The sequence below is a fragment of the Erwinia sp. SLM-02 genome (assembly GCF_037450285.1).
GTDB lineage: Bacteria > Pseudomonadota > Gammaproteobacteria > Enterobacterales > Enterobacteriaceae > Erwinia.
In genome coordinates this window covers 2,199,805-2,220,530 of the sequence record NZ_JAQISN010000001.1, presented here as the reverse complement: position 1 = coordinate 2,220,530, position 20,726 = coordinate 2,199,805, and the positions used below count along the sequence as shown (strand labels likewise).

The 20,726-nt window shown below is 57.5% G+C and carries 16 protein-coding genes; 10 read left to right on the top strand and 6 right to left on the bottom strand.

The window, feature by feature from the left end:
• Window positions 1-15: 15 nt before the first annotated feature.
• A complete protein-coding gene (locus tag PGH32_RS10360) occupies window positions 16-1,593 on the bottom strand; it encodes an ABC transporter substrate-binding protein (RefSeq protein WP_337893969.1) in 1,578 nt (525 codons plus the stop codon).
• 123 nt (window positions 1,594-1,716) lie between these two features.
• On the opposite strand from PGH32_RS10360, the gene PGH32_RS10355 reads away from it, so the two are divergent.
• Window positions 1,717-2,367, top strand: a complete 651-nt coding sequence (locus PGH32_RS10355; RefSeq protein ID WP_337893968.1) for a DUF1028 domain-containing protein — start codon at window positions 1,717-1,719, stop codon at window positions 2,365-2,367.
• A gap of 17 nt (window positions 2,368-2,384) precedes the next feature.
• Here PGH32_RS10355 and PGH32_RS10350 read toward each other — a convergent pair whose 3' ends face one another.
• Both PGH32_RS10350 and hpxD read right to left on the bottom strand, forming a co-directional pair.
• Window positions 2,385-3,350 (bottom strand): PDR/VanB family oxidoreductase, encoded by a 966-nt coding sequence (locus PGH32_RS10350; protein ID WP_337893967.1) that lies wholly within the window; start codon window positions 3,348-3,350, stop codon window positions 2,385-2,387.
• 12 nt (window positions 3,351-3,362) lie between these two features.
• Window positions 3,363-4,400, bottom strand: a complete 1,038-nt coding sequence (hpxD, locus tag PGH32_RS10345) for a molybdenum cofactor-independent xanthine hydroxylase subunit HpxD (protein WP_337893966.1) — start codon at window positions 4,398-4,400, stop codon at window positions 3,363-3,365.
• A 125-nt stretch (window positions 4,401-4,525) separates the two neighbouring features.
• Between hpxD and hpxR the strand changes: the two genes are divergently transcribed.
• Window positions 4,526-5,470, top strand: a complete 945-nt coding sequence (gene hpxR / locus PGH32_RS10340; RefSeq protein WP_337893965.1) for a LysR family hpxDE operon transcriptional regulator HpxR — start codon at window positions 4,526-4,528, stop codon at window positions 5,468-5,470.
• Here the strand turns inward: hpxR and hpxO are convergent.
• The gene (hpxO, locus tag PGH32_RS10335) at window positions 5,449-6,603 is read right to left on the bottom strand and encodes an FAD-dependent urate hydroxylase HpxO (protein WP_337893964.1); all 1,155 of its coding nucleotides are present in this window, start codon (window positions 6,601-6,603) and stop codon (window positions 5,449-5,451) included. The genes hpxR and hpxO overlap by 22 nt on opposite strands.
• 358 nt (window positions 6,604-6,961) lie before the next feature.
• Here hpxO and PGH32_RS10330 point away from each other — a divergent pair, with 358 nt between their 5' ends.
• The 6 genes from PGH32_RS10330 to PGH32_RS10305 all read left to right on the top strand — a co-directional run bounded on the left by PGH32_RS10330 (window position 6,962) and on the right by PGH32_RS10305 (window position 15,380).
• A complete protein-coding gene (locus PGH32_RS10330) occupies window positions 6,962-8,350 on the top strand; it encodes a nucleobase:cation symporter-2 family protein (protein ID WP_337893963.1) in 1,389 nt (462 codons plus the stop codon).
• Window positions 8,328-8,828, top strand: coding sequence for a 2-oxo-4-hydroxy-4-carboxy-5-ureidoimidazoline decarboxylase (uraD, locus tag PGH32_RS10325; RefSeq protein ID WP_337893962.1), 501 nt, complete (start codon window positions 8,328-8,330; stop codon window positions 8,826-8,828). The genes PGH32_RS10330 and uraD overlap by 23 nt, the downstream gene beginning before the upstream one ends.
• Window positions 8,825-9,151, top strand: a complete 327-nt coding sequence (uraH, locus tag PGH32_RS10320) for a hydroxyisourate hydrolase (RefSeq protein ID WP_337893961.1) — start codon at window positions 8,825-8,827, stop codon at window positions 9,149-9,151. The genes uraD and uraH overlap by 4 nt, the downstream gene beginning before the upstream one ends.
• A 181-nt stretch (window positions 9,152-9,332) precedes the next feature.
• The gene (locus tag PGH32_RS10315) at window positions 9,333-11,321 is read left to right on the top strand and encodes an alpha-glucuronidase (protein WP_337893960.1); all 1,989 of its coding nucleotides are present in this window, start codon (window positions 9,333-9,335) and stop codon (window positions 11,319-11,321) included.
• A gap of 60 nt (window positions 11,322-11,381) precedes the next feature.
• Complete coding sequence (locus tag PGH32_RS10310; protein WP_337893959.1) at window positions 11,382-12,935, top strand: MFS transporter; 1,554 nt, start codon at window positions 11,382-11,384, stop codon at window positions 12,933-12,935.
• A gap of 66 nt (window positions 12,936-13,001) precedes the next feature.
• Window positions 13,002-15,380: a glycoside hydrolase family 3 N-terminal domain-containing protein gene (locus PGH32_RS10305; RefSeq protein ID WP_337893958.1), complete on the top strand. Its 2,379-nt coding sequence runs from the start codon at window positions 13,002-13,004 to the stop codon at window positions 15,378-15,380.
• Between the two features lie 69 nt (window positions 15,381-15,449).
• On the opposite strand, the gene PGH32_RS10300 is transcribed toward PGH32_RS10305, so the two are convergent.
• The gene (locus tag PGH32_RS10300; RefSeq protein WP_337893957.1) at window positions 15,450-15,755 is read right to left on the bottom strand and encodes a hypothetical protein; all 306 of its coding nucleotides are present in this window, start codon (window positions 15,753-15,755) and stop codon (window positions 15,450-15,452) included.
• 296 nt (window positions 15,756-16,051) lie between these two features.
• On the opposite strand from PGH32_RS10300, the gene PGH32_RS10295 reads away from it, so the two are divergent.
• The gene (locus tag PGH32_RS10295) at window positions 16,052-16,762 is read left to right on the top strand and encodes an oligogalacturonate-specific porin KdgM family protein (protein ID WP_337893956.1); all 711 of its coding nucleotides are present in this window, start codon (window positions 16,052-16,054) and stop codon (window positions 16,760-16,762) included.
• Window positions 16,763-16,921: 159 nt separating this feature from the next.
• On the opposite strand, the gene PGH32_RS10290 is transcribed toward PGH32_RS10295, so the two are convergent.
• On the bottom strand, window positions 16,922-18,103 hold the full coding sequence (locus PGH32_RS10290; RefSeq protein ID WP_337893955.1) for a XylR family transcriptional regulator: 1,182 nt from the start codon (window positions 18,101-18,103) through the stop codon (window positions 16,922-16,924).
• Window positions 18,104-18,718: 615 nt separating this feature from the next.
• Here PGH32_RS10290 and PGH32_RS10285 point away from each other — a divergent pair.
• Entirely contained in the window at window positions 18,719-20,668 is a 1,950-nt protein-coding gene (locus PGH32_RS10285) for an autotransporter outer membrane beta-barrel domain-containing protein (protein ID WP_337893954.1), read from the top strand.
• Window positions 20,669-20,726: the final 58 nt, after the last annotated feature.

Below are 20,726 nucleotides of genomic sequence, written 5' to 3'. Positions count from 1 at the left end.
GCTCCTGCGTCGGCGTTACTGTTTGGTCACCCGATTGAGTAACAGGTTAAAGTTCGGTTGCAGGGAAAAATGGTTAATGCGCGTGGAGGTCACGGCATTCTGCTTCCAGTTGGCGACAAACAGCCACGGCGCGTCGTTGTGCACGATCTGCTGCACCTGGCGGTAAAGCTGCCCGCGTTCGGCGTTATCGGTGGTCAGACGGGCTTTTTCCAGCAGCGCATCTACCTGCGGATTGCTGTAGTAACCCGAGTTAAAGCCGCCTTTTTTCGGCCAGGCATCCGTGCGCAGGGTTAAAAACGGCAGGGTATCCGGGTCGTTGGTCATCCACGCCATTTCCGCCATATGGGTCTGCGGCGTCAGTCCGGCGTTGACCTTCGACAGATAGGTGTTCCATTCATAAGTTTCAATTTTCACGTTCAGCCCGACCGCTTTCAGATCGGCCTGAATGGCGGTGGCCATCGGCACCGGGTCGAGCATCCCCGATCCCCCTTCGGTGACGTAGAAGGTCAGGGTTGCACCTTCCGCTCCTGCCGCTTTCAGCAGCTCGCGCGCCTTCTGCGGATCGTAGGGATACGCCTTCACGTCGGGATTCGCCGCCCAGCTGAACGCCGCCGGGATCGGGCCGTCGGCCACGTCCGCAGAACCCTGAAGAATATTGTCGACCAGCGACTGTTTGTTCACCGCGTAGTTCACCGCCTGACGCACGCGAACGTCGTTAAACGGCGGCACCTGCGCGTTCAGCATCACGTACCAGACGTGCGGGCCGGTGGTTTCATACAGACGGAAGCGTTTGCGCTTCTCCGCGAACAGCTTCACCGTATCCGGCGGGACTTCCACCATCGCGTCAATCCCGCCGGAGAGCATCTCCGCCACGCGGGTGTTGCCGTCGGTAATCGGGCGGAATACCACGGTGTTGACCGCCGGTTTACCGTCCCAGTAAGACGCATTCGCCGTCACCACCACGCGCTGGTTGGCCCGCCATTCGCCAAACTGAAACGCCCCGGTCCCCACCGGATGGCGGCCAAAATCCTTACCATATTTTTTCACCGCGGCCGGTGAAACGATCAGCCCCGTCGGGGTGGCCAGATTGGAGAGGAACGGCGCGAAAGGCTCTTTCAGGTGGAATACCAGCGTCTGTTCATCGGGGGTATCAATGGATTTGATGCTGGAGAAGAAAAACGACAGCGGGAACGGGCCGGTATCGTGCCACGGATTTTTCTCGTCGATCATGCGATCGAAGGTAAACTTCGCCGCTTCGGCGTTGAACGGCGTACCGTCGTGGAAGCGCACGTTGTCGCGCAGATGGAAACGGTAGGTGAGGCCATCCGGGCTGATCTCCCAGCGGGTGGCCAGCGCCGGTTCGATATCCAGTTTACCTTCGCCGTTGCGCACCAGTCCGTCATACATATTGACCAGAATACGCGAGTCGTTGGCGGCGGTGGCCACCTGCGGATCGAGCGACTGCGGTTCGGCCACCTGGCCTATCAGCAGCGCATCGGCGGGCGTGGCGGCCTGAGCCAGCGGTGCGCCGAGCAGCGGGCACAGCAGCAGGGCGCTGGTGATTAAAACCTTGATTCGTCGCGTACTCAGCATGGTGGCCTCATCTGCTTCGGGAGTGAATACCGGTTGTCCTGATTATTATTTATGCGTATAAATAGGGCTTATTGCAATAATTTATCCATATAAATTTAGTCTGACCTCGCCACGGGAGCTGACATGACCTTCTCAATTGTCGCGCGCGATCCGCATACCGGCGCGTTCGGTGCGGCCACGGCTACCGCCGGTCCGGCGGTAGGGGCGCTGGTGATCCACGGTGCCGCGCGGGTAGGTGCGATTGCCACCCAGGCGATGACCAATCCGCTGTACGGCATCCACGGCATTGCGCGGCTGCGCGAGGGGTTTTCCGCCACCGAAACGCTGGCAATGCTGCTGCGGGAAGATCCGGAAGCCCCCAGAAGGCAGGTAATGATCGTGGATCGCAGCGGCAGCGTGGCGCACTGGAGCGGCCCGCTGTGCGGCGTTTATGCCGACAGCCTGTCGGTGAACGACGGCGCGGTGGGGGGAAATTTACTGCTTAATGCGGAAACGCTGGCGGAGATGCGCCGGGAATATCAGCTGCGCAGCGAGCTGCCGTTTGCCGATCGGCTGCTGGCGGCAATGCGCGCCGGGGCCGCAGCCGGCGGCGACAGGCGCGGGATGCATTCGGCCGCGCTGAAAATCTGGTACGACCGCGAATACCCCGACGTTGATGCCCGCGCCGACTGGTCCGCCGCGCCGCTGGATACCCTGCAGGAGGTGCTGCACCAGCTGCGTCAGCCGCTGTTTGCCGGATTCTTTGCCGAGATCCCGAAAGGGGATCCGCAGTAGCGGGAAGTTCCTGCGTTTCAAAGATCGATAACAATCTCCCCGGAGTGGCTGCGTGAGCAGCACAGCGCGATATGCTGCGCCGGGGCGGTTTTTTCCTGTTCGGACTGAACGGTATCGCGGTGATCGATAACGCCCTCGATCACCGGGGTCAGGCAGGCGCCGCACAGGCCCATCTCGCAGGAGAGCGGCACGGCCACGCCGTTCTCCTGCAGCACCTGAGCAATAGTCTTATTCCCCGGCACCGGCCAGCGTTCCCCGGTTGACCCCAGCGTGATGGTAAACGTGCCGTCCTGCGATCCACCCACCGTCGGTGCCGCGGGCTGGAAGGCTTCGCTGTGGATCCGTTCTTCCGCCCAGCCTTTCGCCCGTGCGGTTTCCGCAACCGAAGTCATAAATCCCTGCGGGCCGCAGGCGTAAAGGTGCGCATTATCCTGCGGCGCGGCGATGACCTGCGCCAGCCGGTGGCGCGGGCTGCCGCCCTCGTCGGAACAGTGAACGGTACACATCGGCCCATTGCTGTTTTCCATCAGTTCAGCGATAAAGGCGGCGCTGCGGCGGCTTTTTACAAAGTAGTGCAGTTCAAAAGGCGTGCCTGCCGCCCTGAGCCGTACCGCCATCGCGTACAGCGGGGTGATGCCGATCCCGGCCGCCAGCAGCAGCACCCGCCCGGCAGGCTGCAGGGGGAACAGGTTGCGCGGCGCTGAGATCATCAGCCGCTGGCCGGGGCGCAGCGTGTCGTGAATGTAGCGCGATCCCCCGCGCGATGCCGCTTCACGCGCCACGCAGATCAGATAGCGGTTCGCCTCGCCGGTTCCGGTCAGCGAATACTGACGGATAAGTCCGCAGGGCAGGTGGAGATCGATATGCGCCCCGGGCTGCCAGTTGGGCAGAGCCGCAGAGCCGGTGCCCACCAGGCTGACCGCCAGACTTTTGTCGCCCTGGCACCACAGGCCGTCGACTCTTGCTTCCAGCATCTCACTCATTGCCGCCTCCGTTCAGACGAGGAAAAAGTCGCCGAAGCCCATTTTTTTCAGGCCGCGACGGTAGGCAATCGAACTGCGGTCGGCCGGGATATGCGCCTCCAGGGTGAGGTCCAGCGGCAGCCTTTCCGGGCGCTGGGTTTCCACCATCAGCCGGTCCTCCTCAAACACCCGCAGGTTAAAAGCATGCACATCCTCCACCGGCACGTGCAGATCGACATTGCGGGCGATAGGCGCAAACATCCGCGTAACCCGGGCCGACACCGGCGAGGCGGCATTCATAATCACCATCCGCTCCTCGCCGGGGAAATGAATGGTCAGCGTGGCGGTAAACGGCAGGTGCATTTCAAAATGCCGCAGCCACTGGAACCCTTCCGGCGCACGGTATTCCGAGTGTGGCGCGTAGTTGCTCACCGAACTCCAGTAGTCGGCAACGAAGCCAAACGGCGTTTCCTGCGGCTTGTAGTCCGGCACCCGCTGGTTGTCGGCATCGGCGAAGGTATCGGTATGCACCCAGGCAAAGTGGGCGACGTCCAGAAAGCCCTCCACCTGGCGACCGGCAAAGCCGTTGACCTCAAAGCCCGGGCAGTTGATCTGCTGGTAGCCGTCTGCGTCCCACAGCGGCATGGTCGGCAGCGGCGGCGGGTTGTCGGCATCGAAGTCCAGGCAGGTCCAGATCAGTCCGTAGCGCTCTTCCACCGCGTAGCTCGTCAGGTTGAGTTTGGCCGGCACCGGCTGGTCCGGGCTGGAGGGAATGCGGTTACAGCGGCCATCTTCGCCGAAGCGCAGACCGTGGTAGGGGCAGATAATCCCTTCTTCATCGTGAAAACCCAGCGTCAGCGGCACGCCGCGATGCGGGCAGACGTCGCGCGCCACCACCACCTGGCCTTTGATGCGGTAAATAACCAGCTGTTCGTCCAGCAGCGTGGCTTTGACCGGCGCGGCGTCGATGTCGCAGGCGCGGGCCACCGGGTGCCAGCATTTCGCCAGCTTCAGCCAGTCATCCGGCTCGAAGGTGCAATGGGCGGGGGGAGTGGGTTTGTGCGTGTTCATCGTCGGCCTTCCTGCTCACAAAAATACTGGTTTAGTTGTTGTGGGTTTATTGTTGTCATATTAGGGTGTACGCATCCATCAGCATTAATTCACCAGGGTGTTGCAAAAATGCGTACAGGTGACCGATGAGTCCGTTTTCACGATTTGCGCTCTACTTTGCCGAGGTGGCCCGCAGCGGCAGCCTGCGGCGGGCGGCGGAAAAGCTGCATATTTCCGCGTCGGCGATCAACCGCCAGATCCTGCAGGCCGAGGAAGAGTTCGGTACGCCGCTGTTTGAACGCCTGCCCGAAGGGCTGCGGATGACCACGGCGGGGGAGCTGCTGTACGACAATATCCTGCGCTGGCAGAAGGAATTTCGCCTGACGCGGCAGAAGTTTGATGAGCTGCAGGGGCTGCGGCGCGGCACGGTCAACGTCGGGCTGGTACAGGCGCTGGCGGAAGGCAGCTTTGCCGGCGCGCTGTCCGATATCATCGCCGACTGGCAGTGGCTGGAGCTGGTTTTACAGGTGGCCGACAGCCATACGGTCAGCCAGAAGGTCCGGCAGGCCGATCTCGATTTCGGGCTGATCCTCGACCCGGAAGGGCAGGCGGGGCTGAGCGTGCTGGCGTTCGTTGAGCTGGAGATGGGCATCGTGATGCGTGCGGATCACCCGCTGGCAGCCTGCGGGCGCATCTCGCTGGGGGAGCTGAGCGGCGAGCGTCATATCCTCCCAGGCGCGCCGCTGATGGTTCACGATCGGGTGGCGATGCTCTACCGCCATCATGATTTTTCCCCGGCGAACACCATCAGCTGCAATGATATCCGGCTGATCAAATCGCTGGTGTTGAAGGGCAGCGGGGTAGCGGTGCTGAGCCGGCTGGACGTTCACGACGAGGTGCAACGCGGCCAGCTGGCGTTTGCTCCGCTGCGCGGCACGCTGCTGCGGCCGCTGACGTTAGCGCTCTGTACCGCGCCTTCGCGCCAGCTTTCCCGCCCGGCGCAGATGGCGATCCAGAAGCTGACGGCGGTGCTGGAGGCGATGCAGTCCGCTACGCCGCCTGAGGGGCGTCAGCCCAGCGGACCGCCCTGAATGGTTTCGCACATGCCGTTGATAATGCGCTCGCCGGTTTCTTCCTTCAGCTCCTGATACCAGGCCTGGGTCAGCGCCATATCCTTACCGTGGGTGACGTCGCAGCGCTTGCGTGCCTTGAGCACCAGGTCCCGCACGCGGTCGCAGCGCTGCGCCTCGTACTCGCGCAGCGCCGATTCGATATCGCGGTTCTCGCGGAAAACCGCGCCGAGCACCACCGCATCCTCCATCGCCGCGCAGCCGCCCTGGCCGATATCCGGCGTGGTACTGTGCCCGGCATCGCCCAGCAGCGCCACCTTGCCGCGCACCAGCCGGTCAAACGGCTCGATATCGTGGATCTCAATGCGGTTGGTGGTTTCCGGGTTCAGCGTGGCAATCAGCTGTTGCACCGGCGCGGCCCAGCCGCTGAAGTAGCGGGTGAGATCCGCGCGCAGGGTGCTGCGGTCCTCCGCCAGCCCCGCCGGGAGCGGTACGTCAAAGAAGAAGTAGAAGCGCCCGTCGGAAACCGGCATCAGCGATACGCGCTTGCCTTCGCCCACAAAGGTGGTCCACTGTTCGGCGGGGGCCAGGCTTTCATCGATATCCACCAGGCCGTTCCAGTTAACGTAGCCCGCGTAGCGCCGCTCCGGCGTGTATCCCAGTACGTAAGGCCGCAGCGCCGAGTGGCTGCCGTCGGCGGCAATCAGAAAATCGCCGTGGGCCGTGGTGCCGTCTGTAAACCAGACGGTCACGCCGTTGCTGTTTTCCTCGGTGTGGGTGACCCGCTTGCCGAACTGCACCCGCTCGCGCCCCCAGAAATCCAGCATCTCGCGCTGGAGTTCGGCGCGGGAAACCGGGCAGGGGCGGCCGCCGGTGCGTGAAATCAGCGGGGCCAGGCTGAACCGGGTGAGCGCCTCACCGCTGAGATGATCCTGATAGGCCATCGAACGCAGCGGCCCGCCAAAGGTTTCAATAATCTCGCCCATGCCGAGGTGGTGCATGCACTTTACGCCGTTCGGCCAGATGGAAATCGCCGCCCCCACCGGTTTGATCTCTTTCACCGCTTCATAGACTTCGCAGGCAATCCCCGCATTCTTCAGCGCAACCGCTGCGCTCAGGCCGCCAATGCCGCCACCGATAACTAATGCTTTCATTTTGCTCTCCTGTTCAGGCGTCGTTATCAGGTTCAGCAATTTGCGTACCAGGTCGGCAAAGGCGCTGGCGGCGGCGTTTTTATCGCGCGCCCGCGCCGGGCTGCCTCTTTTTAGTGCATCGGGGCGGTTATGTTGCCTTGTTGTGAATCAATAATTTCTCATTCGCCACTGAGGAATCTAACGTTTCATGTCGGGGCCGCGACCTGGCGGAGCATGAAGGGGTATAAATGATGAATTTATCTTATTGAAATCGCGTGACTAATCGGCGCTTAAGGAAATTATCCTCATCGTCCCGGCCACTCTGGTCTGGTTTGTGCACTGTGCAGATATCGCTTATTTGCAACGGGATGGAACAACCATGGCTGATGAAAAGAACGACACCCTGATTTACGGGCTTGAGCAGAAGATCCCTCCGCTTCCGGCCTTTTTCAGCGCGCTGCAGCACGTGCTGGCGGGGCTGGTGGGGATCATTACCCCGCCGCTGATTATTGGTGCCGCGCTGGGGCTGGGCGACTGGCTGCCGTATCTGATCAGTATGTCGCTGCTGGCCTCCGGCATCGGCACGTTTCTCCAGTCCAACCGCGTTTGGGGCATCGGCGCGGGGATGATCTGCATGCAGGGCACCAGCTTTGCCTTCCTCGGCGTGGCGATTGCCGGCGGCATCTGGGTGAAGGGCCAGGGCGGCGGCCCGCAGGATATTATGGCCATGCTGTTCGGCGTGAACTTTGTGGCCGCGCTGGTGCCGGTAGTCGTCAGCCGCTTTATTGAGCCGCTGAAAAAAATCTTTACCCCGATTATCACCGGCAGCGTGATTGCGCTGATCGGCATCAGCCTGATTAAAGTCAGCGTGATTAACTGGTGCGGCGGCGAGCAGTCGCAGGCGTTCGGCAGCATGAGCAATATCGCGCTCGGGGCCGGCACGCTGGGGGTTATCGTGCTGCTGAGCTGTGCAAAAAACCGCTGGCTGCGCCTCTCGTCGGTGGTGGTGGGCATTGCCGTCGGCTGTATTGCCGCCGCGCTGAGTGGAAATTTTCATCTCACCGGCCTCGGCGACACCTGGTTTCGCCTGCCGTCGCTGTTCCCGTTTGGCTTCCAGTTCAACAGTGCGATTTTCCTGCCGATTGCCTTAGTTTCGCTGGTGTGTATTCTGGAAGCGGTGGGCGATCTGACGGCCAACTGCCTGATTTCAAAACAGTCGATTGACGACGGCGCTTTTCGCTCCCGCCTGAAGGGCGGTATTCTGGCCGACGGCATCAGCTGCATGGTTGCCGCCATGCTGTGCGCGTTTCCCAACACCACCTTTGCGCAGAACAACGGCGTGATCCAGATGACCGGCGTCGCCAGCCGCTACGTTGGCCGCTATATTGGGGTGATCCTGATCCTGCTGGGGCTGTTTCCGCCGTTTGGTGAACTGCTGCGGCAGATCCCCACGCCGGTGCTGGGCGGCGCCACGATGGTGATGTTCGGCTGCGTGGTGGCCGCGGGGATCCGTATTATTACCCAGGTGCCGTTAAACCGCCGCGATATGCTGATTGTGGGTCTGGCGTTCGGCTTCGGGCTGGGCGTGGAGGCGGTGCCGGCGTTTCTTGCCCACTTCCCGCCGATTATCGGCAACCTGTTCGGTTCGGCGGCGACCAGCGGCGGGCTGGTGGCGATTGTCCTTAACCTGATTATCCCGGAAGAGAAGCACGCTGTTCCGGTTACCGCGGCAGCAAGGAGCAGCAATGACGGCGCTGAGTCACTTTAATCATCTTTCATCCCCGCAGGCGCTGGCCCTGCTGGCGCCGTGCGTGGCGATCCCCGCGTGGTGCGAAGCGGTGGCAGCGGCGCGGCCCTATGCCAGCCGCGAATCGCTGCTTAACGCCGCGCGGGTGGCGACGCAGAGCTGGGGGGAAGCGGAGCTGAATCAGGCGCTGAGCGCGCATCCGCGCATCGGCGAAAAGCCCACGGGCAGCCAGGCGCACGCCGCGCTGTCGCGGCAGGAGCAGGGGGCCGTTAACGACCAGGACTCACAGCTGGCGCTGGCGCTAAAAGCGGGTAATGCCCGCTACGAAGCGCGCTTTGGCCGGGTTTTCCTGATCCGCGCCAAAGGCCGCAGCGGCGAGGAGATCCTGGCCGCGCTGGCGCAGCGTTTAAACAACAGCGATGCAGAAGAAGTGCAGGCGGCGCTGGAAGCGCTACGCGACATTACCCTGTTACGACTGGAAGGAGCGATAAGCGAATGACCACCCTCAGCACCCATATTCTGGATATTTCCACCGGTAAACCCGCCGCAGACGTGGCGCTGCGGCTTGAGCAGGGCGGGCAGGTTATCGCCAGCGGGCTGACCAACGCCAACGGACGGCTGGGCGACTTCGCGCCCGCGCCGCTGCCGCCCGGCCGCTACCGGCTGGTGGCGGAAACCGGCGACTGGTTTGCGGCAAAGGGGCTGGAAACGCCTTTCCCCTGCGCGCAGATTGATTTCGTTATTCCGGCGGCGGCGGATGAGCACTACCATCTGCCGTTTCTGATTGCCCCCGGCGGCTGGTCCACCTATCGCGGGAGCTGATCGCAGGCTTTGACTTCCGCGTCGGGGCGCTTACGCTGAGAAAATGATATTCGGATGGTACCATTCCAGTGATCCCCCTCACAGAAGTTAATAATCGGAAATTCAGTTTTAAAAAAGATAATTGCCGTAAACGGTCGTGATACCCCATAAAGCCTTATCAGAAACGAAATGGGGTATAAAAATGAGAGACGCGCAGGGTAAGGCTTCGGCATGCTGGTTAACGGAGCAGGAGCAGATCGCCGGGCTGTTCAGCCATCATTCACTCAGCGTTACCCGCCTGAACTTCCCGCAGGCGGCATCGCCGCTGCTGGCAAATCTGAAAAAAGAGGTGGCCCATGCTGTCGCCTCTCAGGCAGAAAATGGCATCGCCCTGACGTTTGCGCTGAACGGCGAAAAGGGCGTGGAGGGAAGTTTTCGTCTGCATTACGGTTCGGGCGGTATTCAGATCTCTGCCAGTGAAGAGCGCGGCCTGCTCTACGGCTGGTTCCATCTGCTGAAATTAGTGAAGACCGGCAGGTTGATCAAGGGCACCGCCATTGATGAAGCGCCCGCGATGAAAATTCGCATGCTCAACCACTGGGATAACATGGATGGCAGCATCGAGCGCGGCTATGCCGGGCTGTCCATCTTCTACCAGGACAACCAGTTTACCCGCGACGAAGAACGCATTACCCGCTACGCGCGGCTGTTAGCCAGCATCGGGATTAACGCCCTGACGCTGAATAACGTCAACGTCCACCAGGTTGAAACCCACTTAATCACCCGGAAATATCGCGACGATCTGATCTGGATCGCGTCCATTTTCCGCGCCTGGGGCATCAGCGTGTATCTCTGCATCAACTACGCCAGCCCCATTGAGCTTGGCGGGCTGGAAACGGCCGACCCGCTGGACGCCGGGGTGCGCAAATGGTGGAAGGCGAGCCTGGACGATCTGTATCGCGATATTCCCGACCTGGGCGGCGTGGTGGTGAAAGCGGATTCAGAGCATCGCCCCGGTCCGTTCACCTATGGCCGCACTCACGCCGACGGCGCCAACATGCTGGGTGAAGCGTTAGAAGAACACGGCGGGCTGGTTTTCTGGCGCTGCTTTGTCTACAACTGCCTGCAAAACTGGCGCGACCGCAAAACCGACCGGGCGCGTGCGGCCTGGGATCATTTTGCGGCGCTGGACGGCCAGTTCCTGAGCAACGTTATCCTGCAGATTAAAAACGGGCCGATGGATTTCCAGGTCCGCGAGCCGGTTTCCCCGCTGCTGGGGGCGATGCCGAATACCAATCAGGTGCTGGAACTGCAGGTGACGCAGGAGTACACCGGCCAGCAGATCGACCTGTTCTGGCTGGTGCCGCAGTGGAAAGCCATCCTGTCCTTTGATACCCACCTCGCTTCCGGCCCGTCAAAAATTAAAGATTTAACCAGCGGGCGGATGAATAGCATGCCGTACTCCGGGGTTGCCGCCGTCGCGAATATCGGGCGGGATGATTGCTGGACCGGTCACGTATTTGCCCAGGCGAATCTGTACGGCTACGGCCAGCTGCTGTGGAACCCGGACGTCAATGAGCAGGATATGGCCAGAGAGTGGTGCCATCTGACCTTCGGTTACCATCCGCAGGTGATGGATACGGTGTGCCATCTGCTGCTGACCAGCGGCCAGACCTACGAAAATTACACCGCGCCGCTGGGCGTGGGCTGGATGGTCAATCCGCACCATCATTACGGCCCGAATATCGACGGCTATGAATATGACCTGTGGGGAACCTACCATTACGCGGACCGCAACGGGCTGGGCGTGGACCGCACGACGGAGAGCGGCACCGGATTTGTGGCACAGTACGCGGATGAGAATCGCCGGTATTACGGGACGTTAGAAACCTGCCCGGATGAACTGGTGCTGTTCTTCCACTTCCTGAACTATGACCACCGGCTGAAGAATGGCAATACGGTGATTCAGCATATTTACGATACCCATTTTACCGGCGTTGAGCAGGTTCAGGACTATATCGATCGCTGGCAGGCGCTGGAAGGGCTGGTCAGCGCCGATATTTACTCCAATGTTGCTGCACGCCTGAATAAGCAGAAAGAAAACGCCACCGAATGGCGTGACAGAATTAATACCTATTTTTACCGTAAGTCCGGCATTAAAGATAATAAAGCACGTCAGATCTATAAATAATAAAAACCCTCTGTATTTCGGTGGGCGACAATGCCCACCGCCACCTACGTGGAGTCTGGAATGAAAGAAGCTCGCGTTTTAAAAACGAAAAACTATATTGGCTATGGCGTAACGGATATGTTCGGCGGAGGTGCCTTCGCCGTTATTAGCGCATGGATCATGTTTTTTTATGTCACCTATTGTGGATTAACACCGATTGAAGCGGGTTCAATTCTGTTTATTGCTCGGATACTGGATACGATAATCAGCCCGCTGGTCGGCTATGTGACGGACCATTTCGGTAATACCCGCGTCGGGAAGAAATTTGGCCGGCGTCGCTTTTTCCTGCTGCTCGGCTGCCCGCTGCTGGTAATATACAGCCTGATGTGGGTCGCGGATATGAATTACTTCTATTATCTTATTACCTATCTGATGATGGAAATTATCGCGGCAATGATCATCATTCCGTATGAAACGATCGCCTCCGAAATGACCTCGAATTACAAAGAACGAACCAAGCTGTCCGCATTCAGAATCGTATTTGGCGGGCTGGGAACGTTTATGGCAACGTTTATCCCCGGGCGTTTGTTTACCCTGTTCGGCGACGACAGCGCCAGGGTATTCTTTATCAACGGCGCGATATTTACCCTGATCTCGATGGTGGTGGTGATGATCACCTATTTCACCACGTGGGAACGGCTGCACGATATTCCGTCTTCTTCGACCGCTGAGGCACGCAAGCCCAGGCTGTCGCCGGGCAAAATGTGTCTGTCGGTGTTTAAGGATATGTTTTCAACGCTGAAGATCCGGGCGTTTCGCCAGCATCTGACCATGTACATTCTGTCCTTTACGGCGATGGATCTGCTCAGCTCCGTGTTTACGTTCTTCATCATCTACGCGCTGCATCAGAATGCGGCCCTGGCGGCGAACCTGATGTCGGTGGGCATTTTCTGCTTCGGCTGGGGCACGGCGGTATTTGCCTGGGGCTTTATTCGTTACACCCCGGCCCGGCTGCTGCAGCTGTGTTATCTGGCGGTGATGCTGTGCATGCTGGCCTATACGGCGTTTTATTTTTACACCACTTCATGGATGATCCCGGCGCTGTACGCCATCGCGTTTATTCATCAGCTGTTTAAAGGCGGCTATGTTTATCTTTCCTGGAATATTTATCCCTTTATTCCTGACGTGGATGAGGTGGTGACGCGTAAACGCCGCGAGGGGATATTTGCCGGAATGATGACCTTTGTCAGAAAAAGCACGCTGGGTATTTCCGCCCTGCTGGTGGGATTAGTTCTGGAGATGAGCGGCTTTGTCACCGGTGCAAAAACGCAGCCGACCCAGGCGGTGGATGCCATTGTTGCCATTGTCTCACTGGGCACCATCGCGCTGTTGCTGATTTCATTCTTTGTGGCGGCGAAATTTAAATTAAATAATAAAAGCCATCAGGTTTTACTTGAAGAAATTGAACGACTGAAAATTAGCGGTGGTGATAAATCGCAGGTCACGGCGGAAACCCGCATTGTTATTGAAGACCTGACCGGAATGAAATATGAAGAGGTCTGGCAGGGTGATGAGCAGGCCAGCGAAACGCGTGCGGTATTAACCCCCGCAACGGAAAAAGCATTAACCAAATAATCATGCTTTGTGATTAATTCACCGACCTGTGTCATACGCATTATTGTTATTATATTGAGGTTATCAATGGATCGTAATTATCTGGATATTACGCTGCCCGTTTCCGCGCGCGTAACAAGTCTGCTGAGGCAGATGACGCTGGAAGAGAAAATAGCGCAAATGCACGGCTGGTGGCTGGTTGTGTCTGAGGACGGCGAGGTGACCGAACGCCAGGATGTCAGCGACAGTTTTAGCCACCGAACCATCAATAAAACCTTCAGCGATAAAATCGCCAGCGGCGTGGGGCAGATTACCCGTCCGTTTGGCACGGCAATTATCGATGCGAAAGTCGGTATCAAAGCCTTTAACGCGCTGCAAAAACGGGTCATTGATGCCGGGCGCTTTGGCATTCCGGCGATGTATCACGAAGAGTGCCTGAACGGACTGATGTGCATGGGGGCAACGCTGTTCCCGTCATCGCTGAATATGGCGTCAACCTGGAACGGCGAGCTGGTGAAGCAGGCTGCGGAATGTATCGGCGTTGAGGCGCGAAGCGTCGGGTGCCGGCAGGGGCTGGCACCGGTGCTGGATGTTTCGCGGGATACGCGCTGGGGAAGAACCGAAGAGACATTCGGTGAAGACCCCTATCTGGTGGGGATCATGGCCACGCGCTATGTGCAGGGGCTGCAGGGCGAAAAACGCGATCTGCTGGCGACCCTGAAACACTACGTCGCGCACTCCTTCAGTGAAGGTGCGCGTAACCATGCGCCGGTGCATCTGGGTTTTAAAGAGCTGAACGATACCTTCCTGCTGCCGTTTGAAATGGCGGTGAAACTTGCCAATGCCGGCTCGGTGATGCCGGCCTACCACGATATCGACAATCAGCCCTGCCATAACGATGAATTCCTGCTCGATGAAATGCTGCGCCGGCGCTGGGGCTTCGACGGCCTGATCGTTGCCGATTACGGCGGCGTGAGCCTGCTGCATCAGCACCACGGTGTGACAACGGACAGCGCCGAGTCCGCGGCCAGCGCGTTCAACGCCGGGCTGGATATTGAGCTGCCCAAGGACAACTGCTCCGCCTTCCTGCCGGAGGCCATCGAACGGCGGCTCATCGGGCTGGAAAAGATTGACGAAATCGTCACCAGAATTTTGACGGAAAAATTCCGCACCGGGCTGTTCGACAACCCGTATATCGCCAACCCGGAACCCGATTTTCAGTCCACGACGGCGCGCAGCCTGGCTTATCAGACGGCCCTGCAGTCGCTGACGCTGCTGGAAAACGACGGAACGCTGCCGTTAAATGCCGCATCGCTGAAATCCGTGGCGGTGATTGGCCCCACGGCGGACGACCCGCTGGCGCTGCTGTCGGGCTACAGTTTCCCGGTTCATTTGATCCTCAGCGACGCGCTGCCGAATGCCGGCCAGGTGGTGACGCCGCTGGCGGCGTTGAAAGAGGCCCTGGCCGGCTGTGAGGTGACGTATCGCCGGGGCTGCCATATTCTGGAGCAGCGCACGGCAGGAACGCCGGTGTTCCCCGGTGATGTCGGCAGGCCGCTGCCATCCTCCCCGGTATCGCAGGATGAATCCTTAATCGACGACGCGGTGCAGCTTGCGCGTAAATCCGGGCTGGCGATGTGTTTCGTTGGCGACCTGGCCGGGCTGTTCCAGAGCGGAACGGTGGGGGAGGGATCGGATACCGATACGCTGTACCTGCCCGGCGTGCAGCAGAAACTGCTGGAGGCCGTGGTGAATACCGGAGTGCCGACGATTGTGGTGGTGACCAGCGGACGGCCCTACAGCCTGCAGGGATTAGAGAACAAGCTGGCCGGGCTGATTTTTGCCTGGCAGCCCGGCCAGGAGGGCGGCCGCGCCATTGCCGATTTACTGACGGGCAAACACAGCCCCAGCGGCAGGCTGGTGCTGTCGGTAGCGCATAACGTCGGCGCGATGCCCTATTTCTATAACCATAAAATGAAAAGCAGCGGCACGCCGGTGGCGTTTCACTTCCCGCCGCGCTACGCCTTTGGTCATGGATTAAGCTATTCCTCATTCGCCTATTCCAGAGCGTCGTTCGCCAGCCCGCGGCTGGCCATGGATGATACGTTGAGATTTTCTGTGGAGGTGGAGAATACCGGAGGCGTGGAGGCCACCGAGGTCGTGCAGGTTTACATTCGCGATACGCTGGCCTCACTGGTGCGGCCGGTGAAAGAGCTGAAGGCTTTCCAGCGCGTCATACTTAAGCCGGGGCAAAAGGCCGAAGTACTATTCGCGATCCCCACCGATATGTTTAACTTTACCGATAATCACGGCAGGCGGCGCGTTGAGCCGGGCGAATTTATCGTCATGGTCGGTAGCTCATCGGAGAATATTCACTTCCAGCAGGCCGTTACGCTGGAAGGTGAGGTGCGTATTCTGGACGAAAACTGGCGTATGGAAAGCCATGCCACCGTAACGATGAAATAAGGTGAATGCCAGCGCGCTTGCGCTGGCTTTTTTCCTGATGCTGATATTTTGCGATAATGATTTCTGCATTCAAAACTTCATATTTCGCATTTCACATTCAGATTCACATTCACATTCACATTCACATTCACATTCATATTCATATTCATATTCATATTCATATTCATATTCATATTCATATTCAGATTCAGATTCAGATTCAGATTCAGATTCAGATTCAGATTCAGATTCAGATTCAGATTCAGATTCAGATTCAGATTCAGATTCAGATCCAGATTTCAGCTTCTGCACTCTGCATTCTGCGTTCTGCGTTCTGCATTCTGCATTCTGCATTCTGCATTCTGCATTCTGCATTCTGCATTCTGCATTCTGCATTCTGCACTCTGTATTCGATATCTGGCATCCGCTTTTCGAGTGAAAAATTCCCCGCTTCGCCTTCATTTTCTATCGTTTTTATTAGCCACCCCGCTAAGTCAACCTTTTATCCCTGGCGATCTGTTGCCTGCGGATTTTGTGACGTTTGAATTATGCGCAGACTCACACTTAATATATTTGATAAGAATGATGCAAGAAAACATAAAAAGAGAAAAAACCGCGTTGCGTTATTATTGCTGTCGGGCAAATGAAATACCCCCTACATAAAAACAATTTGATGATAGCGTGGAGTCATAATGAAAAAAATAATGGCAGGCATTGTTATTACCTCAACACTTGGATTACTGAGTTCGTTCTCTGCATCAGCGGTCGATTTCACCTCTCCCGCACTGGACTTCCGCGAAGCCTATATGTCCGGCAGTAAGATGTTCCAGACACGGCTGCAGATCTCCTCAGTGATTAACGATAATATCTGGTTCTCATACCAGAATACGATCAATCATGGCGCACATCTGGCCGAGTTTAAAAGCAACTATTCGGAAGTCGAGGTCGCTTATACTATCCCGGTGACCGATAAGTTCTCTGTTATTCCCGATATGGTGTTTAACTGGGGAAAGGCCGGTACGCATATCGATCCGATATTGAAAGTCAGCTACCAGCTACAGCCGGACTTTAGCGTAATGGCAGGATACCGCTACTATCATAACAACTATAAGGCGGAGAATATCTACAGCGTCGAAGAGCGTAATAACTCCCACGAGTACGATCTCTGGTTTAACTGGCAGGTAACGAAGAAGATCTTCCTCAACTACAACCCGGTGTTTCTTCAAAAGCAAAACGATTTCCGCTTTGGCAACGGCAAAAAAACGATGTGGCAGCACACGGTTTATGCCAACTATAAATATGACGATCGCTGGACGCCCTATATCGATCTCTCCGATCTGGGCCGTGCCGGAAACGGGGATAAGGAATATCGCGTCCGCATCGGTGTGAAATATTCGTTGTAAGACAGTCATCGATTTATAGCAAGTTCGTTGCGGGAGGTCAGCCGATAAAATGACGCCTGTGGTCAGGCACTGCCGCTCTGCCTGATGGAAAAGCAGAGCGGCGTTATCGGCTGATAAGTCGATGATTAACATCAGGTTATGCCATGGCTCGCCCTGGGATTAATCATTATCATTGCGCTGATGGCGGTCACGATAGTCTTTTGGCGTCAGCCCGTACTCTTTCTTAAATACCGAGTACATATACTGCAGGGAAGGATAGCTGGAAATCCGCGATACCTCACTCAATGGAAGAGAGGTGGTAATCAGCAGATTACGGGCGTTCTCAATTTTTTCATTGTGAATAATCGTGTGGATCGTCGTGCCCAGGTGTTCTTTAAAGCGCAGCTCAAGATTGGTTCGCGACAGGCCCACATAGTCAATCACCTGTTCGACTTTAATCCCCTTGCAGGCGTTATTGCGGATGAAATGCATCGCCTGAATAACAAAGGGGTCGACGATGGAACGATAATCGGATGAGCGGCGTTCAATCACTTTCACCGGCGGAACCAGAATACGCTGCAGGGGCAATGCCTCCTGTTTGAGCAGGCGGTGTAATAGCTTCGCGGCCCGAAATCCCATATTCTTGGATCCGTGAACGACGGAGGACAGGCTGATGCGGGATAAATAGCGCGTGAGCTCTTCGTTATCGATACCAATAATAGATATTTTTTCCGGGACCGGGATGTGCAAATGCTCGCACACCTGGAGTAAATGCCGGGCGCGGGAATCGGTGACGGTGACAATACCCGTCCCTTCGGGTAATGAGGATACCCATTCATTCAGCTTATTCTGCGCCTCCTGCCAGTTATCAATAGTAATATCATGGCCATGATAAATGACCCCCTGATGATTCCGCTGATGCAGAATATCTGAGAAGGCATTTTCCCGCTCCAGCGCCCAGCGTTTATTTTTGCAAGGCGGGAAGCTGTATAAGGCAAAGTGACGGATACCCTTATTGAGTAAATGATCGAGCGCGGTTTCAACCAGCGCATAATTATCCGTAGCGACGTAATGAAAATCGGGGTACTTATCCGCCGATAAATAGGATCCCCCCACGCCGACCAGCGGAATATTCAACTTCAGCAGCTCCTGCTCCACGCTGAATACATCGCAGTCCGAGATTATGCCGTCGACGTTCCATCCTTCAATTCTGTCAACATGGCTACGGAAGTCATCTTCAATAAAAATATCCCATGAGGCATGTGATGACTGCAGGTACTCTCCCACACCCTCAATAATCTGGCGATCGTAGGCTTTATTAGCATTAAATAAAAGTGCAATACGGAGGGTTTTCTCGCTCATGCTGACGGACTCGTTTATTACAGAGCCGGTATTAGTAGCATAATTACGATTTTTATATAAGCGTCAGGGGCCGGGTTTGTGGTGAACCTCCCATCTCAGGATGCCGACGACAGAAATAACCGGCGCGTGAAAGGGAAATTATCCTGAATTTGATCGTTTAGGGTAAAGAATTATTCATTTTAATGTCAGTAACAGCCTCGGTGACATCAGCAATATTCTCCGGAGCCGCAGGCATGGCCTGTGGCTGGCTTTGGTCCTCGTATTCTCAGCGGTAAATCCCTCCGGTCACTGATTCATCGCCGTGCAACGCTGTTCAGAAATGGTGCATCCGGCAAAACAGAGAAGATAAATTGCAGGGTTGAGCACATTTTTCGTAAGAAAATCGTAAAAAGAGTAAATGAATATTCACCCACCTGCTTTTTTTACACTAACGTTACAGCGTGGCTACGCTGGACGAGTTTTGCACAGGGATTGCATAGTTATTCATTTCAATGCGTTGATTTCCCCCAACAAAACCTCGCTTCATCCCCTTTATGCACTCTCTGGCACGATCGATGCTTTATCCCGCAGGCTGGAAACGCGCTTTTTAATGACAATAACTCACAGGGTAAAGGAATGTTTAAGAAACTCGCCGTTGCTATCGCTCTCCTCTCGGCTCAGCAGGCCGGGGCTGCCGTTGAATATGGCGACTACGCCAAAGAAACGCTCGACACGTTAATCCACGATTATCCAGGACGCTATCGCGACACCGACAACTTTGTCGGCGCGGCGCAGTGGATGGAGGACCGCATGTCCCCGGGCTATAACGTGCTTCGTCAGGATTTTACCTGGACAGCAAGGGGGCAGACCCGCGCCTCGCAGAACGTGATTGCTTACAATAAAGGCCTGCAGGATGACTACATTGTTACCGGCGCACACTTCGACTCCTACTACGGCAGGCCGACGCTGGAAGCGCTGGACGACAATGCCTCCGGCGCGTCGCTGCTGACCGAAGTCGCCCATAACCTGAGCGGCATTCAGACCGAGCGCACGCTGGTCTTTGCGGCATTCGGCGCGGAAGAGGAGGGGCTGCGCGGATCGGCGGCGATGGTTAAAGAGCTGGAGGCCAACAACCTGACCGGTAACCTGAAAGGGATGATCAACATGGACAGTATGATCACCGGGGATATGCTCTACGCCCACGCCGGGGATAACAGCGTCAGTAACCCGGCGCTGACCAGCCTGCGTGACCAGCTGTTCCGCATCTCCGAAGAGCTGGGCGTGAAGCTGTACACCAACCCGGGGCTGGATCCGCAGTATCCCGCCGGTACCGGCTGCTGCAGCGACGGGGACAGCTTCAATATTCTCGACATTCCGGTGCTGTATCTGGAAGCAACCAACTGGGATATCGGCGACAAAGACGGCTATACGCAAACCACCAATCCGGCGGTTCCGGGCGGCGCGACCTGGCACAGCCCGGCGACGGATAACGAAGAATTTTTGACCAGCGTGTTTGGTCAGGAAAGAATTACCCAGCGCCTGCACGACGTTTCGCTAATCCTCACCCGGCTACTGCTTGAATGGTCCAATACCGATCTGCTGTACTCCGCGTCCTCAGCGGGCCAGCTCCAGCGCGTGGTGGAGGACAGCCTGCAACGCCAGCACCAGAACCTGAACGATCTGCACGACGGCCGCCGCCAGCTGCTCAGCCTGCAGCCCCGTGAAGCGGGCACGTGGGGAGGCACCGTAGGGATTGAAGGCCAGACCACCCCGGCGGATGGCTTTGACACCGTGCCGCAGGGCCGCGCGCAAAATACCCTGGCCTATGCCCTGGTCGACTATCAGTTCAACGACCGCGCCGTGCTGGGATCGAGCCTGAGCTATCAGCGTAATAAAGACAAGCTGGAGCGCGACGGGTCGGTAAAAGGTGACACCTGGCAGCTGGGCGTGTACGGCCAGCTGACCTTTGATAACCCGCTGTGGCTGACCGGCGACCTCTCCGCCGGGCGGGCGAGCCTCGATACCCGCCGCTCGGTGTTTATCGAATCAAACGATGGCCTCGCGCTGCTGGACCATACGCTTAACGGCCATACTAACGCCAGCTTCTACGGTGGCCGGGTGAACGGCGGCTATGACTTCACCTTCGCTCAGCTGCGCACCGGGCCGTTTGCCGGACTGGACTACGCGCACTACGCGGTTGACGGCTTCAGCGACCGCGAAGATCTCCGCACCGCCGTCGACTACCAGAAGCAGGATTTCAACTCGCTGGAAGCCTCGCTGGGCTGGAAAATTTCCTCATCATTCAGCTTTGCGCAGCATCAGACCCTGCTGCCATACGCGCATCTGTCGTGGGTTCGTGAACTCAGCGACGGCGTGGATGACCAGTTCAGCATTCGCGACCGGGCGGAAGGGGGCGTGCGCAGCGTGAATATCGGCGCACCCGACAAGAGCTTTGGCCGCGGCGGCGTTGGCGTGCAGTGGCTGATGGGCGATAACCTGTCGCTGTATACCGACGTTAGCAGCCGTTTTGCCAATTCCGACGGTGCGCAAACGCAGTATACCGTGGGCGGCGCATTGAGATTTTAAGCGCTGTGGCTGGTGTGAGAGGCGGCTCCCTCACGGGAGGAATATCGCGCGATGGCTC

Coding starts and splice junctions, on each gene's coding strand:
- PGH32_RS10360 (WP_337893969.1), bottom strand. CDS start 1,593: ATGCTGAGTACGCGACGAATCAAGGTTTTAATCACCAGCGCCCTGCTG.
- PGH32_RS10355 (WP_337893968.1), top strand. CDS start 1,717: ATGACCTTCTCAATTGTCGCGCGCGATCCGCATACCGGCGCGTTCGGT.
- PGH32_RS10350 (WP_337893967.1), bottom strand. CDS start 3,350: ATGAGTGAGATGCTGGAAGCAAGAGTCGACGGCCTGTGGTGCCAGGGC.
- hpxD (WP_337893966.1), bottom strand. CDS start 4,400: ATGAACACGCACAAACCCACTCCCCCCGCCCATTGCACCTTCGAGCCG.
- hpxR (WP_337893965.1), top strand. CDS start 4,526: ATGAGTCCGTTTTCACGATTTGCGCTCTACTTTGCCGAGGTGGCCCGC.
- hpxO (WP_337893964.1), bottom strand. CDS start 6,603: ATGAAAGCATTAGTTATCGGTGGCGGCATTGGCGGCCTGAGCGCAGCG.
- PGH32_RS10330 (WP_337893963.1), top strand. CDS start 6,962: ATGGCTGATGAAAAGAACGACACCCTGATTTACGGGCTTGAGCAGAAG.
- uraD (WP_337893962.1), top strand. CDS start 8,328: ATGACGGCGCTGAGTCACTTTAATCATCTTTCATCCCCGCAGGCGCTG.
- uraH (WP_337893961.1), top strand. CDS start 8,825: ATGACCACCCTCAGCACCCATATTCTGGATATTTCCACCGGTAAACCC.
- PGH32_RS10315 (WP_337893960.1), top strand. CDS start 9,333: ATGAGAGACGCGCAGGGTAAGGCTTCGGCATGCTGGTTAACGGAGCAG.
- PGH32_RS10310 (WP_337893959.1), top strand. CDS start 11,382: ATGAAAGAAGCTCGCGTTTTAAAAACGAAAAACTATATTGGCTATGGC.
- PGH32_RS10305 (WP_337893958.1), top strand. CDS start 13,002: ATGGATCGTAATTATCTGGATATTACGCTGCCCGTTTCCGCGCGCGTA.
- PGH32_RS10300 (WP_337893957.1), bottom strand. CDS start 15,755: ATGCAGAATGCAGAATGCAGAATGCAGAATGCAGAATGCAGAATGCAG.
- PGH32_RS10295 (WP_337893956.1), top strand. CDS start 16,052: ATGAAAAAAATAATGGCAGGCATTGTTATTACCTCAACACTTGGATTA.
- PGH32_RS10290 (WP_337893955.1), bottom strand. CDS start 18,103: ATGAGCGAGAAAACCCTCCGTATTGCACTTTTATTTAATGCTAATAAA.
- PGH32_RS10285 (WP_337893954.1), top strand. CDS start 18,719: ATGTTTAAGAAACTCGCCGTTGCTATCGCTCTCCTCTCGGCTCAGCAG.